This window comes from Acinetobacter terrae (assembly GCF_002135195.1).
Taxonomy (GTDB): Bacteria; Pseudomonadota; Gammaproteobacteria; order Pseudomonadales; family Moraxellaceae; genus Acinetobacter; species Acinetobacter terrae.
Genome location: NZ_NEGF01000009.1, coordinates 1 through 14,680 on the forward strand (window position 1 = coordinate 1; position 14,680 = coordinate 14,680).

At 41.6% G+C, this 14,680-nt stretch carries 13 protein-coding genes and 5 pseudogenes; 8 read left to right on the forward strand and 10 right to left on the reverse strand.

Translation table 11 applies throughout. From position 1 onward, the window contains the following. Positions 1–281, forward strand: a 281-nt coding sequence (locus B9T23_RS10590) for a transposase (RefSeq protein WP_143222517.1), incomplete at its 5' end; no start/stop codon positions are given. A 14-nt stretch (positions 282–295) separates the two neighbouring features. Here B9T23_RS10590 and B9T23_RS17225 read toward each other — a convergent pair. Next, positions 296–379: pseudogene (locus B9T23_RS17225) on the reverse strand (hypothetical protein); the annotation flags it as partial. Positions 380–626: 247 nt separating this feature from the next. Between B9T23_RS17225 and B9T23_RS10600 the strand changes: the two are divergent. Continuing rightward, positions 627–1,328: a VIT1/CCC1 transporter family protein gene (locus B9T23_RS10600; RefSeq protein WP_067723150.1), complete on the forward strand. Its 702-nt coding sequence runs from the start codon at positions 627–629 to the stop codon at positions 1,326–1,328. Between the two features lie 153 nt (positions 1,329–1,481). Here the strand turns inward: B9T23_RS10600 and B9T23_RS10605 are convergent, their stop codons facing one another. Then, on the reverse strand, positions 1,482–1,988 hold the full coding sequence (locus B9T23_RS10605) for a cytochrome b (protein WP_067723151.1): 507 nt from the start codon (positions 1,986–1,988) through the stop codon (positions 1,482–1,484). Between the two features lie 123 nt (positions 1,989–2,111). Between B9T23_RS10605 and B9T23_RS10610 the strand changes: the two are divergent. The 3 genes and pseudogenes from B9T23_RS10610 to B9T23_RS10620 form a co-directional block, all read left to right on the forward strand. Beyond that, positions 2,112–2,222 (forward strand): annotated as a pseudogene (locus tag B9T23_RS10610) (transposase domain-containing protein); the annotation flags it as partial. A 386-nt stretch (positions 2,223–2,608) separates the two neighbouring features. After that, positions 2,609–3,025: a hypothetical protein gene (locus B9T23_RS10615; protein ID WP_067723152.1), complete on the forward strand. Its 417-nt coding sequence runs from the start codon at positions 2,609–2,611 to the stop codon at positions 3,023–3,025. Beyond that, the gene (locus B9T23_RS10620) at positions 3,022–4,656 is read left to right on the forward strand and encodes a SulP family inorganic anion transporter (protein WP_067723154.1); all 1,635 of its coding nucleotides are present in this window, start codon (positions 3,022–3,024) and stop codon (positions 4,654–4,656) included. The genes B9T23_RS10615 and B9T23_RS10620 overlap by 4 nt, the downstream gene beginning before the upstream one ends. Before the next feature lie 115 nt (positions 4,657–4,771). Here B9T23_RS10620 and B9T23_RS10625 read toward each other — a convergent pair. Further along, positions 4,772–4,897: pseudogene (locus B9T23_RS10625) on the reverse strand (IS5/IS1182 family transposase); the annotation flags it as partial. Between the two features lie 386 nt (positions 4,898–5,283). Further along, a complete protein-coding gene (locus B9T23_RS10630) occupies positions 5,284–5,466 on the reverse strand; it encodes a hypothetical protein (RefSeq protein ID WP_067723156.1) in 183 nt (60 codons plus the stop codon). Positions 5,467–5,884: 418 nt separating this feature from the next. Between B9T23_RS10630 and B9T23_RS17230 the strand changes: the two genes are divergently transcribed. Then, the gene (locus B9T23_RS17230; RefSeq protein ID WP_350353993.1) at positions 5,885–6,088 is read left to right on the forward strand and encodes a helix-turn-helix domain-containing protein; all 204 of its coding nucleotides are present in this window, start codon (positions 5,885–5,887) and stop codon (positions 6,086–6,088) included. Here the strand turns inward: B9T23_RS17230 and B9T23_RS10640 are convergent. From B9T23_RS10640 to B9T23_RS10665, 6 genes are all read right to left on the reverse strand, one after another. Beyond that, positions 6,001–6,651, reverse strand: a complete 651-nt coding sequence (locus tag B9T23_RS10640) for an acetamidase/formamidase family protein (protein WP_081406190.1) — start codon at positions 6,649–6,651, stop codon at positions 6,001–6,003. The two genes, B9T23_RS17230 and B9T23_RS10640, sit on opposite strands and share 88 nt — an antisense overlap. A gap of 32 nt (positions 6,652–6,683) precedes the next feature. Next, complete coding sequence (locus B9T23_RS10645; RefSeq protein WP_171255149.1) at positions 6,684–7,535, reverse strand: SphA family protein; 852 nt, start codon at positions 7,533–7,535, stop codon at positions 6,684–6,686. 610 nt (positions 7,536–8,145) lie between these two features. Further along, positions 8,146–8,901, reverse strand: a complete 756-nt coding sequence (locus B9T23_RS10650) for an ABC transporter ATP-binding protein (RefSeq protein ID WP_067723160.1) — start codon at positions 8,899–8,901, stop codon at positions 8,146–8,148. Next, positions 8,894–10,117, reverse strand: coding sequence for an ABC transporter permease (locus tag B9T23_RS10655; protein ID WP_067723161.1), 1,224 nt, complete (start codon positions 10,115–10,117; stop codon positions 8,894–8,896). Before B9T23_RS10655 ends, B9T23_RS10650 begins: the two co-directional genes overlap by 8 nt. Beyond that, the gene (locus tag B9T23_RS10660) at positions 10,114–11,340 is read right to left on the reverse strand and encodes an efflux RND transporter periplasmic adaptor subunit (protein ID WP_086194087.1); all 1,227 of its coding nucleotides are present in this window, start codon (positions 11,338–11,340) and stop codon (positions 10,114–10,116) included. The genes B9T23_RS10655 and B9T23_RS10660 overlap by 4 nt, the downstream gene beginning before the upstream one ends. 480 nt (positions 11,341–11,820) lie before the next feature. Beyond that, a complete protein-coding gene (locus B9T23_RS10665; protein WP_165493768.1) occupies positions 11,821–13,671 on the reverse strand; it encodes a choice-of-anchor I family protein in 1,851 nt (616 codons plus the stop codon). Positions 13,672–14,278: 607 nt separating this feature from the next. Here B9T23_RS10665 and B9T23_RS10675 point away from each other — a divergent pair. Continuing rightward, a pseudogene (locus tag B9T23_RS10675) lies at positions 14,279–14,500 on the forward strand (transposase domain-containing protein); the annotation flags it as partial. Positions 14,501–14,546: 46 nt separating this feature from the next. Then, positions 14,547–14,618: pseudogene (locus B9T23_RS17275) on the forward strand (hypothetical protein); the annotation flags it as partial. Positions 14,619–14,680: the final 62 nt, after the last annotated feature.

Below are 14,680 nucleotides of genomic sequence, written 5' to 3' on the forward strand. Positions count from 1 at the left end.
AAGCCGACTATTTAATTGCAGATATAGGTTATGATTCAGAGCATATTCGTGAAGTCGCTCGTAATCATCGGATGACTCCTATTATTCCAAGAAAATCAAACAGCAGAAAGCCAAACGTAGATTTTGATGACTATCTTTATCGCTTAAGGCATCTTGTTGAAAATGCCTTAGCCCGATTAAAGCACTTTCGTGGTATCGCAACTCGTTTTGAAAAGTTAGCTCGTAATTATAAGTCCATGTTGTTCTTGGCTTGCTTGTTTATTTGGTGCAAAGCCAAATGAGGACACGCCCTAATATTTTTTGCGTAGCCCTTTAATGAAAAACTTTCAGCGCGTGCAGTTTCTCCTACCACTAAAACCATCAATTTAGGAGGTTTAGAGAATTGAGCTGGTTTTACTACATCAGCACCCCAATAAACGCTGAAGCATTGAAGACAAAGGTTTATGGTAATCAAGATTATTGATAAAAGCCTTTTATTTTTAACATGTACGTGTGATGTAGGATGCTGAGCTGTTAACTATTCGCCCCTCTTGTTAAGCACGGTTTTTGAAATTAGCCAATAATAATGTCTACAAATGAAATAAATTTAACTATAATCAGCATGATAACAAAAAAGGATATACCTTGTGCGCCATTCTTATCATCTTGAAAAACATTACATCGAACGTGCGGGATGGTTGCGTGCAGCTGTGCTGGGGGCAAATGACGGGATTATTTCAGTAACAAGTCTCGTGGTCGGAATAGCAGCCAGTGGAGCATCCACCCATACTTTACTGGTGACTTGTGTTGCCGGATTAATATCTGGGGCCGCCTCGATGGCTGCAGGTGAATATATTTCCGTTAAATCACAACAAGACATTGAAAAGAATGATCTGGAGATGGAAGAACGTGAACTACAACGCCATCCTGAACATGAATTAAATGAACTAAAGAATATTTACATACAGCGGGGACTGCAACCCGCTTTAGCACAAGAAGTCGCGCAACAACTGACTGAACACAATGCTTTAGATGCACATGCTCGTGATGAAATTGGTATTTCAGATCATACCTCTGCCCAGCCCTTTCGCGCTGCATTCTCTTCAGCCATTGCATTTACTATAGGCTCATTATTTCCTTTAATTTCAATTATACTTTTGCCTGAGCAATACCTGGAGAAAGGCGTCATACTGATTGGGGTATTAAGCCTCGGAATTATGGGGGCCTTGGCCAGTTATGCTGGCGGTGCAAGTATTTGGAGAGGTTCAATTCGGGTCATGATTTGGGGTATTATCGCCATGTTATTCAGTGCTTGGATCGGATCATTATTTAATGTTGCGGTGGCGTAAGATCTCTTTTTTTATATAATCTGAACACGTCCAACCCCATGAGGGGTATAGATAATAGCTCTATAGAAATATTTGACATGCTTTATATCGATAAAGCATGTTGTTCTGGGTGAACAATATCGCTATTTTTTATAGTTTTAGATCTGAATCACTTCATTTTTTAAAAAGCATACTTTTTAATACATTATCTTTGAAAAGAAAATGGTGGATTAATGCAGCACAGGCATGCAAACCTACAATTACAATAAAAAAGTTACCTAAAAATTGATGTAATTCAGCAATAAATTTAAGATCTTTAACACTGCTTAAAAGTGGCAAGTTTAAAGAGAATACTTGGAAGTTATCAGTCAAACTCGATAATGCAAGCCAGCCCGCTATTGGAACGACACATAAACTTAAGTAAAGCGTAAATCTGACAATTTTAAATAATTTGATTTGATACGAACTAATTATCTCATTTTGAGGAATACTTCTTTTATAGATAAAAACAAAACTTAATCTCACGAAAAATAAAATAAATATTGAAATTCCACCTACGACATGAATCTGGCCCTGCAAGCCTGTTCTTGTTGGATCTCCACTCGTCAAATATACAATTACAACTAAAACAAAGGTAATCCAGTGCATTATTATTATAGGTTTTGGATAGTTATTGTTCATGATTTTTCCTGAATGTCAGATACTGATATTATATAAAATACAATCTAACTGAATTAGAGATTAAAACTAAAATAAATAGCTATAAATTTTAAAAATATTATAAAATCAATATAATACAGCTTGCAAGCCACCAACTTTATGACTTCAATCCAATCAGCAAAACTGAATGGACTGGATCCGTATATCTATTTAAGTTATGTGCTGAAAAGACTGCCAACGGAGAAAATGAGCTAGATTGAAGAACTGCTACCACATCACTGGAAGCTCGCCTAAAATTGAAATTAAGCAAGGGGTTAACCGGATGCTTATCCAGAAAATGAATTTTACCTATTGCTGAATCTGCAATTTCAGAATAGATACTTTTTTTGAATAACTCAAATGGGCGAATAACAGGATTAGTTAAAATATTATTATATCTTGATCGAATCAGTGATTTTTTGACAAAAAACACCTAATGGGGGCTGGTATGGACCCTATCTAATCATTACGATTTATTCAAATCGTGATCAATATTTAGCGGGTAATCAAGTCCTCAGTAAAACCACTTTTTTACAGACTTTTATTCGACTGATTTGTTATGCTGTCAGCTGATTTATAGTCATAATAAGTAATCTGAAACTATGGATAGTAATAATAAAAAACCTAAGCATTCAATTGTCTGGCTCGAGCAGCCAGAAGCACATGATTATCCTGCTGCGAGGTCTTATTTGTGTTTGGTGTTGCATCCTTCACAGGTTGAAAAACTGGTGAGCCAGTTACAAGTCGAAACAGTAACTCAGTTTAAAGCCAAAGATATTTTTCGTGCAGCACAGCTTCCACTACTCGATGAGCACAATTTTCATGTGGCACGTGATTTGAGCAAAATTGAGCAGAACAAAGCACTTTCACCTTTATTGTTGGTACGTGATTTAGGACGACGCCATTTAATTATCGCGGATGGTTATCATCGATTATGTGCGGTGTATCTACATGATGAAGATGCTCTCATTCCTTGCCAGATTATTTCACTGACTGTACAAGATTTGGCAAATGTATGACCGCTGCTAAAAACATCCCGATTTCTGATGTGATTGCGGGATTATCTATCGCAGGTTTGCTGCTGCCTGAAGCAGTAGCCTATTCCAATCTGGTAGGGTTGTCACCGCAAAGCGGTTTGGTGGCGCTAGTGCTGGGTTTAGTACTTTATGGTCTGATCGGGAATAGCCGTCTTGCAATTGTGTCTTCGACATCATCTTCTGCCGCAGTCATGAGTTCAGGTTTGGCAACCATAGTGATGTTTTCTTCGCCAGAACGGGCAAGTCTGGCATATGCAGTGGTATTTTTATCGGGTATTTTACTGGTGATTGCAGGGTTGTTTAAGCTTGGAGAGGTGACGCATTTTATTGCAAAACCTGTGCTGAAAGGCTTTTCCTTTGGCTTGGCACTCAGCATTGTGGTTAAACAGCTCCCGTCAGTATTACAGGTACATCCTGCACACAATGATTTTTTTCATCAGTTATGGGAAATGTTACAAGCCTATTCGACCTGGAACTGGCATGCTTTGAGTATGGGACTCTGTGTCTTCTTCACTCTACAATTCACACAGCGCTATAAAACTATTCCAGTGGCTTTGTTGCTGATTATTTTAGGTATTGGTTTAGATGTTATGGGGTATATCCAAGAATGGGGAATTAGATCTGTTGGGAATTTTGAGTTTGTTCTACCGAGTGTTAGCTTACCTCATTTGAATATGAATAGTTGGTTGCAACTGGTTGAAATTTCGTTGGCAGTCGCTCTGATTATTTATGCCGAATCTTATACTTCAATTCGTACCTCTGCCCTAAAATACAATGATTCAAGCGAGCCAAACCGTGACCTGATTGCATTAGGGGTGAGTAATATTTGCTCAGGATTATTTAAGGGAATGGCGGTTGGTGCAGGCTATTCAGCAACTTCAGCCAATGAGTCTGCAGGGGCAAAAAGCAAAAAATCGGCATGGGTGGCAGCACTGACAGTGGTGATTTTTTTGCTGTATTTTCGTCAGTATATCGCCAATATTCCTGAGCCAGTTTTAGCGAGTATTGTGATGTATGCAGTAAGTGGACATATTCGTTTTGCACCATTTAAGCAGTATTTTATTTGGCATAAAGATCGGTTGTTGTCGATTATTGCGATTTGGGCGGTGATTATTTTTGGGGTGCTCAATGGTTTATTGATTGCGGTGATTGTGAGCGTTTTAATGTTATTGAAAAGCTACTCTGTCCCTCGAATTGCATGGCTTGGACGTCTAGATGGTGGGCATGATTTTGTTGACATAAACCGTTTTCCTGAAGCTGTAGCACCTTATGCTATTTTAATTGCACGGCCTGATCATCCCATGTTTTTTGCCAATGCAGAAAAAATCTGTCATGCGATTCTAAAGAAGGTTTCTGAGCAAAATTATAAACATGTGATTTTGAATCTTGAAGAATGTCCAAGCCTTGATAGTACCAGTATTGAAGAGTTGCTATCGTTGGCTGAGCATTTGCAAGAGCAGCGGATTGACCTGCAACTGGCACGAGTACGTCGTTCAGTCGCACAAACCTTATTGTATGTAAACAGTCCATTATTTCCCCAGTCTAGTTATCATTCACAAAGTGTCGATGATGCCGTACATCAGTTAGAAAGCAGCCCTTCAGCTGCGACTTAATCAGAGGGAGTTTGTTCAGTGAGTAGTTAGGTTTGGTAACTCAACTAATGACTCTGGTAACACCTTTTTCAAGTCAATTTCTTATCCGTTATTCAGGGTGATTTAGGGCGTGTCCTCATTTGACTTTGCACCAAATAAACAAACAAGCCAAGAACAACATGGACTTATAATTACGAGCTAACTTTTCAAAACGAGTTGCAATACCACGAAAGTGCTTTAATAGGGCAAAGGCATTTTCAACAAATGAGAACAGTCCCTAATATTTAAATCATTTATTTAACCCGAATAATGGATAAAGCTATTTGATGAAAATCCTGAGCTTATTCTTTTGACATAATTGATATACACATAATGAAGCATATATGTTGCTCAAATAAACAGAAATAGATCTTTGCTTTGTGCTGATCAAACCGAATGTACCCTTCAAGCGCTCAATCACTGTCTCAACAAGGCTTTTAAATAGACTTACCTCAGCATTTGATAAGAATGCTTTGAAATTATTGATTTGTGACTGCCTGTACCAGACAGGCCATTGGATGTGACCTGTCCTGAGATAAGCGAGCAGGATAATGGGATGCATTTCTTTTACATTTGTACGGCATTAATATCGATGCGGATCAATTCTGTTCAATGGGGTGGTTTATAGTTGCTTGTTGTATCATGGTGCTGATGATAGTGGCTTGATTTATGCTTTTCATGCTCATCAGATTTGTCTTTAGGATTCTTTTGCGGCTGACTGTCATCTTGACTCACCAGATCTTCAGTTTCTTTAGATTCTGATTCATCTTTTGGGTGTTTTTGCTTGGTCATTTTTATTCATCCTTTTCTAAAATTATAAAATTGCCAATTTTTAACGAACCCAATTACAATGCACGTATGCAAAAAAAAGAGATAGTATTATCTTGTGTCTAAATATCAATCTGTAACTAGATTTCGTTGATATTTATTAATATCAACTCTGCTGTCAAAATAAGGTAATAATTCAAATTGTTAGATCTCTTTCACAAGTCAAAAGATGAGCATCTTTTAACTATTATCTATACCCAAAAATTTACCGTATTCATGCATAATTTACGCATAAATACATCGACTCAAAGAAGTTTTCTGATCCTCAGTTCAAGCGATACACCAGCATCTGATGGTCAACCTTCTATGTAATGGTTGAGCAATTAAAAAGCACGTCCCTGCCAAAGGCAGACCGCCCAAGTTAAGCCTGGAGGATCAGGTTCTGCTCTGTCTAAGCTATTGGCGGGAATACCGAACCTTATTTCACGTTGCGACGAGTTACGGGGTTTCAGAGCCCACAGCCTCAAGAATTGTACGTCATGTTGAAGACTGCCTGATTCAGTCCAATCTGTTTAATTTACCGAAGAGTTTATGCGCTGCCACACCCGGCATATCGGCACGTGCCAGTGACAAAATTGAATGTTGAGCGGCCAATTCATTGGCATTGCCGGCAAGTTTGTTGGCAATCTCTTGATTCACAGTCAGGCTGACTTTGTTTTCCTCATCAAGCACGATCACATAGCCGTGTGAAAATTCAAAAGCACTGACTTCTGCATCACAGTTTTTGCAACGGATCGCATCTTCACCAATGCCTTCAACATAACTTGTCGGCTGTTCAGTACCACAAGCACTACAGTATTTCGCCACAAACGGGTCGCCGTGGTAACGCCCTTCAACGAAGCTCATCGCACCTGAAGAAGTTGCAATCGACGTCACTTTCATTTTCTTAATTTTTAAGGCTACAGCATCGCCAACTTCAGCACCTTCAATAGACACAGGCAATGTCACTTCATGACCGCCCTGAAATGCAGGGGTAATCATTGGACCCCAACAGCCCGGCGGTGTACCCGTTTTCAGTGTGCCACCATTTTTTAGTGGACCAAGCATGCGTTGGCTAGGACCGACAATACCGCCTGAGAATTCATTCACCATCAGATAATCAACAGCGTTGGCACTGCCTAATGCATAGTCTTGATTTTCAATTTTCATAGTCTTCCCCTATATTATTAAATGGCTGATTCTTAAAATGGAATGGTGAGATCGATTGCGAACTTTTGACCTTCCGGTCGGTTTTCTACATCAAATTCTTTTTGGTATTTGGCTGCAACAGCGACGCCTTTAGCAAATTGATAGCGCACTTGCGGACCGATACTTGCTGCTTTGGCTTTAAAGTCACCGAGAATTGCGCCTTCACCGGAGTCACCTTCAAGCTGGCGATGTACATACCCCCCTACGCCCACTGCAAGCGGCCCCATGTGTTTGGCAACGATATAGTCCACATGCAGCGCATTGCCTGATTGGTAATTGGTGTCCTTGTTTTCAAAGTTGATGTCGTACATCCACTTGGTGGAAACCTCGATACCTTGTTTGTTGAGATAAGTCGCTGAAACAATCGGTTGAATGGTGTAGTAGTTACGACCAATATTTGCGAGCTTGTTCTTGTTGTAAGACCCCACAGAAATATAAAAATCCACGCCTGTAGCGACATGCAGGTCACCTTTATGCCAGCCCAACAGGAATGGATCGATAATGACATCGCCTAGAGCCGTTTTGTCATCCTGCCCGCCGCCCAAAGTGATGTCGGCATTTGCATAGATCAGGAAGGCATGCATGCCCCAAGAAGCACCTAAGAATGTTTTGTCACTGACATAGATACCGCGTGCAACAGTTGCAAAAGTATCAAGTTTGAAATCATCAAATACAGGATGGTCGTTTTTGAATTTGTCTGCCGAGTAAAACTGGTTGTAATTCACCAGATACGTACCTGAAGGTGGCATTGCACCACCAAAAAAGCTTTCTGTGCCATCAGGATAAGCACTTCCGCCATTTTCAGCTGCAAATATAAAGGGCGTACAGCTCAAAAGACTTGTCATTAATGCTATCGATTTTAGATATTTAGCTATCATTTGCAGCAATCCCTCAGATCGTTAAGTCTTCCTCAATAGAGGGTTTAACCCCCACTAAGTTCATGACTTAATCTAGTCCGAGAACATGCCTGCGAAATATAAGGATGAATCAGTGTTTTTATCAGGCAAAAGTTAAGGACTGATAATCAAAATCATGTAACTAAATAAGGAAAGTGCTGACAGTACCTATAAGAATGCCTACTTATATAGGTAGATATACTTATCTACAGAACCAGGTTGATTGAATAGTTTTATTGTAAAAATTGAATTAAATAAACATAACCGTCAATAATAGCTTTGAAATTCATGTAGCGGGAAAGCAGATGAGGCCCATGAGCGTCTGGTTAAACTAGGGGATAACGAGTAGTGCAGCGAAGAACCGTACAGTTTGAACACTTTTAGTGAGCATTCTCCTTTAGCTCAAGGATAATGCTCACTAAAAGTACAAGTACATTGGTACCTGCTAAAAATGAAGTTTTTTTGCTTCACGTGACAAATCAGCTTTGCATATTGATTAAATCGCTATACAGCAACATGTGATTATAAGAACTTATGATAAACAGCAATAATAAAGTGGTCACTCCCCGTCGCTCTTATCGCTTGGCACTCGAGATGACACATCTGATTTATTATTTCTCAAATCACTTTCAATACGACCATCCACCAGATTAATAGTTCGATCACAGGTTGCTGACAGGCGCGGATCATGGGTGACCAGCAGCACAGCACAATCGTGTTCGTAATGTACTTTACGAAATAGTTCAAACATTTCTGCAGCTGTCTTAGTATCAAGATTACCTGTAGGTTCATCCGCTAACAGTAACGCGGGTTGAGTGATCAGAGCCCGGGCAATCGCCACCCGCTGTTGCTGACCACCCGAGAGTTCATTGGGTTTACGGTCGGCAAACTTTTCCAAACCCACCGCAGCAAGCAATTCACGCGCTCGCTGTAGTGCAAGCTTATCGGGTTTGCCCTGAGTCAGCATCAACGGCATGAGCACGTTATTTAAGGCGGTAAAGGCCTGGATAAGGTAGTGAAACTGAAAAACAAACCCGATACTGTTGCCACGTAACGTAGTGCGTCCGGCATCATCCATACTACTCGTCGCATGACCCAGTAAATAAAGCTCACCGCTGCTGGGTTTATCCAGCAAGCCCAGAATATTCAACAAGGTACTTTTACCCGAACCAGACGGACCAATCAACGCAGCAAAATCCTTGCGCTCAATACACAGATCAATCCCATGTAATATTTCCACCTCATTGGGCTGACCAATATTATAAGATTTACGCAGTGCTTCCAGACGTAACACTTCCTGAGACTGATCAGACATGACGAATCGCCTCCACTGGATCGAGTGCGGCTGCCCGGCGCGATGGTACAGCTGCAGCCAGCACGCCAGTCAGTGTAGCAAGTAACACTGCCAGCATCACTAGCTCTGTAGACACAGGAATATAAAATAAACCTGGACCAAAAGTATTAAATACCCATACCAACACATAACTGGCAGCACTACCTAGAACCGAACCCAGCAAGCCAAATATTGCACCCTGAAATAAGAAAATTCGTAAGATTTGTGATTGGGTCGCACCTGTCGCACGCATAATGCCAATTTCCCGGGTTCGCTGCACCACACTGACCGACATGACGCTGGCGATCCCAAAGGCCACAGAAATCGCCACAAAGACAATAATCATATTGGTCGACAGGCTTTGCGCTGTAATCGCATTCATAAGCTGGGCATTGGTTTCAATCCAGCTTTCGGCTTTTAATGAGGTCAAGCGTCCTATCTGTGCAGCAATGTTATCTGCCTCAAAAATATCTGCGATGGTCAGGTCAATCACCGTGACTCCCCCAGGCAAACTGAGTAGCGATTGTGCCTGTTTTAAGTCCAGATAGACGTAACGCGCATCCAGTTCGCGTACCCCCAGTTCAAATATCCCGGAGATATTGACCACGGCACTGTTCTCCTGACCGGTATCTAATCGTAACTTACTCCCGACTTGTACTCCCAGATCTTTGGCTAACTGGCTGCCAATCAGTACCTCGTCAGCACCCACTCGTAACTGACCACTCTGCAAATATTCTTTCAGCGGGATGATCTGTTGGTAACGTTCTAGATTGATACCTACCAATGCGACCGATTCGACTGCATCACCGCGTTGCACAAAGGCAGGTCCAGACACTACGGGTGAAACAGCAGTCAATATGGGTAAATGATCCAAGGTCTCGGTAATCTGCTGCCAGTTATTGATCGAGCGCAGCCGCTGTGCCCGTTTATCTTCCTGCAGCAACTGTACAGTACCGGCTGCAGGCCGCACAATCTGATTCACCTCATCCGGTGACAGCAAACGAATATGCGCCTGTGTTCCCAAAGTACGTTCGACAATATTCGACTGCAATCCTTGAATTAAAGCGCTAATAAACACAATTACCGCCACACCCACTGCGACGCCCACAGTGATCATGATGGACTGTGCACGGCCCTCGCGCAAAAAACTGATTGCGATCGTCCACTCGGTCCAAAGCCGCCCGAAAAAGTTTTTCAATCGAATTTCACCGGTAATTCATTTTTGCTGTCTGTGTCACCAGCTTGATTATTCAATGGTATTTTTTGCAGTTTTAAGCGTACCCGCGCTCCCTCTTTTAATGAGGATTCGGCATCGGCAAGTACATGATCACCCTTACTCAAACCTGAAACCACTTCCGACATGGCTAAGCCACGTAAACCTAAGGTAACTTGCTGATGCTGTATTTTTCCATCACGCACCAACAGCACTACTGCCTTATTTCCCTTTATACTGCTTAAAGCATCATTAGGGATGGTCAATGCTCGCTCACGTCTGTCAGTTTCGACATTGACCGAGACAGTCATGTCCTGACGTAGAAAGTCGGGTACTGGATCAACCGCTAACCGAACCTCTACCGTACCTCGCTGTGGATCAATACTCGGTGCAATAAAATTGATACGGGCAGGAAAAGATTGATCAGGGTACGAATCGGCAATCACTGCTGCATTTTGCTGCAAGGCAAGCCGTGATAAATTTCTTTCATCAAGCGGCACTCGAATTTCCGTATTGCCATTCAGTGCAATGGTAAATAATGTCCGACCGGGCTGTACCAGATCGCCCGGCTCCACATCGCGTGTCAGCACCGTACCTGCTACTCCAGCACGTATTTTTGTTTTGGCAAGCTGAGCTTGTGTCGCAGCAAGTTGCTCACGAAGCTTAGCTTCCTCGACTTGACCCGGTGCCAATGCTGTCGCCCTTAAACGTACCGCATCAAAGTTGTTGCGGGCCACTCTTTCAGTCTCAACAGCCTTCTCTATTTCTTCAGCCGACAGTATTCCTGCTTCTAAATTACGCCTACGTGCTGCTTCTCGGCTGGCCTGTTCTAGTTGTGCTTTAGCACTAGCTAATTCTGCTGCTACCTGTGGACGCCTGCTGGTTGCCAGTTCGGTCAGTGCAACTTCAGCCTGCCTCGCCTGAGCAATTAGTTCATCCGATTTCAGAACCAATAACAGGTCACCTGGCGAAACCTGATCACCTTCCTGTACAAGCCGCTCAAGGACCACACCAGTAATTTCACTGCCAACCTGAGCGCGTGATACTGTCGCTACTCGCCCGGTTGCCACCACAGTTTGCACCAGAGGCGTCGACGCAATGGTATAAGCTGGCAATAGCGGTCCCTGCCACCATCGAAACAGGGCAAAACCCGCTGCAAGTATGAGCAGTATAATAATAACCACAGATTTATAGCGAACAACGCGCAAGAGCCTCTCCAGTTCAGTTTAAAAGCATCATACTGCAATTGGCAGAGCAGCTGTATTCCTATTCTTTTATACTTTGATACTTTGATACTTTGATAAAGACGTAAAATTTACTTATCAGTTTTGCAGAGCTTTGATTAAATCTAAATTTCAGCTCTGATTTTTTAATCTAAATCCAGCATATTCCTGGCTCAGGATAAAAGCCTTCCCTGAAGGATTATTTGATAGTACATAAGTTCATAAACTTTGAACACCAGTTTTAAATTGAAGCTGTTGTCTAAGTGATCTTAGACACATTCAGAAATAAGGTAATGTTTTGAAAATATTACTGATTTAAAAATTAAATAGATCAGCATCGCCCTCTTATACCTGATTGAGGTTGAAATTTTTTAGAATACCCAGACAGAGAAAAGCACTCTTCAAATTAGAATAAAATAACCAATTTTCGGAGTGCAGTTCATGAGTCCTTTTTTATTCGGTTTTTTACATCACTTTAATTTGATAAACCGTAGTCGTACCGCTAACTTCATTACCAACTACGAGTAATGGCTTGCCATTTGGTGAGTCTTTAGCAGCAATAAAGACTAGGCCTTCAGGACCTAGATCTGATTTTTCGCGCATAATTTGAATCCCATCCTTATCTACAACAGGCTGACCAGCTGAGTTCAACAAAGGTTCTTGCTTGAAACTACGGTCATTAAAATATTGTACAAATTTAGGGGCTTTGGGATTACTGATGTCATACACCATAATTCCACCTACCCGCTCCAAACCAATAAAAGCAAAAGTTTTCTGACCAATCTTACCTAAAGTAACCCCTTCTGGTTCCGGTCCTTTGTTATCACTGCGGTTATCCATACCAATTTCTTCATGGTTGGAATTAAAGTTTTCAGGAAACAGTTCTGCTACCTTACGTTCAAATTCATTACCCGAATCCCAAATAATTGCTTTGGTTTTAGAATCAACAATACTAAATGAACGACCACCATATGCATAAAGCGCGTTGTACGTCATTAGTCCATTTTCATCAAGTACAGGCTGACCACTCGCATCTTTCTGATAGCCTTGCGTCCAGCTAATGGTTAAACGGCCCAGTTGAGAATCATCAATTAAGTTATTTACACACACTTCCTCGTTCGTACCCAGTTTACATTCACCAAAGATCGCTGGATTGAGTTTCGCACCTTTGACCCCGGGAGTAATCTGACGTAAATGTGCCGCATAATCACCGTTAGTACGGAAGCCTTTACTATTGAATAAATGTTTGACTCGAATCTCTTCTGCATACCCCGAACTTAAATCATTCGTGGTGAAATAAACGGCCTCATCCTTTAGCCATTCACGAGCATCACCTTCATTAGCAGTCACCAAATAAGTTTGACCATCTACCTGATATTGGGCAATCGCATCTGGCATATACATGCCTTTTAATCCTGGCCACGCTTTAATATTGATGCCGCTATCACGGTCACCCGCATCTAATGCATTCTCAGTAAGGCTATGGTCTTTATAACCCATTGGGAAAATATCCATGACTTGATCTTTACTCAAATCAATTTCAGCAATCGCATTGTTTTCTTGTAAACTTGCCCAAGCAGTTTTACCATCGGCACTCACTGTAATATATTCAGGCTCTAAATCCTGAGCAACAGTTGCAGCTGGTCCAAAAATACGAATACCTTTCTCAACCAGTTCGGCTTTACGGTCATTCCATGCGCTAAAACCAACTACTTTAGCTTTTGGATTTTTAATATCGCTGATATCAACAATGCTGATCGATCCTTCTGGATCAATGGCATAGCCTTCACTTGGCTCAGCCTCATTCGCGACCAGAATTTTTTTACCATCTGGCGTGAACGTCAGCATATCTGGTAAAGCACCCACTTCAACTTTACTGATAAAACTTGCATCTTTGGCATTAAAGAAAGCCACGATACCAGGATCCGTTTTCTGTTCTGCTTGAACTGCCAGTGCTACAATTCCATTATGTACTGCAACACTGTTCACTTCAGAGTTGGCTAAATGTTGTTTTGCATCTAGGGATTGTAAATAAACAGGTTGATTCGGATTAGTTAAATCCAATACATCGATCATGCCTTTTTGTGCATTCACTACAAACAAGCGCTTACTTGCCGCATCATAAGCTGGTATTTCCGCTGCGCTTGCACCGTATATCTGTGCATCATACGTACCCATTCGCTCCAACTGAATTGAATTAGGGGTTGCTTCTTGTTTAATCGGTGCATTACTGACGCTGTCATTATTGTCATCATTACATGCGACTATCCCCACTGAAAGCAAAGCGATCATTAATGTAGAAAGTTGTTTTTTCACTATTTTCTCATTGAATTTTATAAATTTACCCAACTTACATACTCAAGATGAATAATTTATGACCCGCTTATTTCAGTTTAGTTTAATTGTAAATATAAAAGGTTGAGTACCTTTAGGTAACAGATATAATAGAAATGCAAGGAAAAAATGTTTTCATAAAATACATATTCTCTAAATAGTACTTTTATTTTTTACGCTACATTATGCGGTACAAATCAATCAGATCATAAACTCTCCATATATATTTCAACCTAATAGAGTTACAGTTTGACTCCCGCAGGGGGACAAAAGAATGCTTATCTGCGCAAAGGGGCGAGCCAAGATGTATCGAGTTGTGGCTACAGCAAGTAGGCAGCTGCTGCGCCTGCCTTAAATCGGTCACCAAAAACACACCATGGCACAACCGCCATATTGTGAAGGTAAGTCATGGTGGGACGGACGGGCCGCTATACCACCAGCATTGCCCAAGGGATGTGCAATGTGCCAATGTCAACGATGTATAACCGGGTGCCCAATGGCGCATTAGCAGAGGCTTGAGCCGTGTGCTGGGAAACTCGCATGCACGGTTTTTAAGGGGTTAGACGTGGGTAACCGAGTCTGACTAGCCGACAACCAAATGCGTCCTAAGCCTCGGGGCGTAAGAACTGGCTGTTGTTGGGTCACTTCGCAGTGGTCAATGTGCAGCCAACATGATCCTCATACAGTCAGCAAAACTGAATGGCCTGGATCCATATGCCTATTTAAGTGATGTGCTGAAAAGATGCCGACACAGAAAATCAGCCAGATTGAAGAATTGCGGCCACATCGCTGCAAACCCAATCCAAATTAAAAATAGGAACTCGGTTCACCGGACGCTTACGCAACATTAGCAAGGTGGCTCGCTTGTCAGAGTAAATCCTCGACACACCAGCCAAACTTGCTGTAAGTGTGATCATATAGCGAAATAAAATCGATAAACTCAAGCTAAATTTTAGTGTGTTTAATTTCAATTACATCAAACCTAACTCTT

Excerpts from the sequence above, each read along its gene's own strand:
- B9T23_RS10630 (WP_067723156.1), bottom strand. The coding sequence starts at position 5,466 with ATGACCAAGCAAAAACACCCAAAAGATGAATCAGAATCTAAAGAAACT.
- B9T23_RS10650 (WP_067723160.1), bottom strand. The coding sequence starts at position 8,901 with ATGTCTGATCAGTCTCAGGAAGTGTTACGTCTGGAAGCACTGCGTAAA.
- B9T23_RS10645 (WP_171255149.1), bottom strand. The coding sequence starts at position 7,535 with ATGACAAGTCTTTTGAGCTGTACGCCCTTTATATTTGCAGCTGAAAAT.
- B9T23_RS10605 (WP_067723151.1), bottom strand. The coding sequence starts at position 1,988 with ATGAACAATAACTATCCAAAACCTATAATAATAATGCACTGGATTACC.
- B9T23_RS10615 (WP_067723152.1), top strand. The coding sequence starts at position 2,609 with ATGGATAGTAATAATAAAAAACCTAAGCATTCAATTGTCTGGCTCGAG.
- B9T23_RS10620 (WP_067723154.1), top strand. The coding sequence starts at position 3,022 with ATGACCGCTGCTAAAAACATCCCGATTTCTGATGTGATTGCGGGATTA.
- B9T23_RS10640 (WP_081406190.1), bottom strand. The coding sequence starts at position 6,651 with ATGAAAATTGAAAATCAAGACTATGCATTAGGCAGTGCCAACGCTGTT.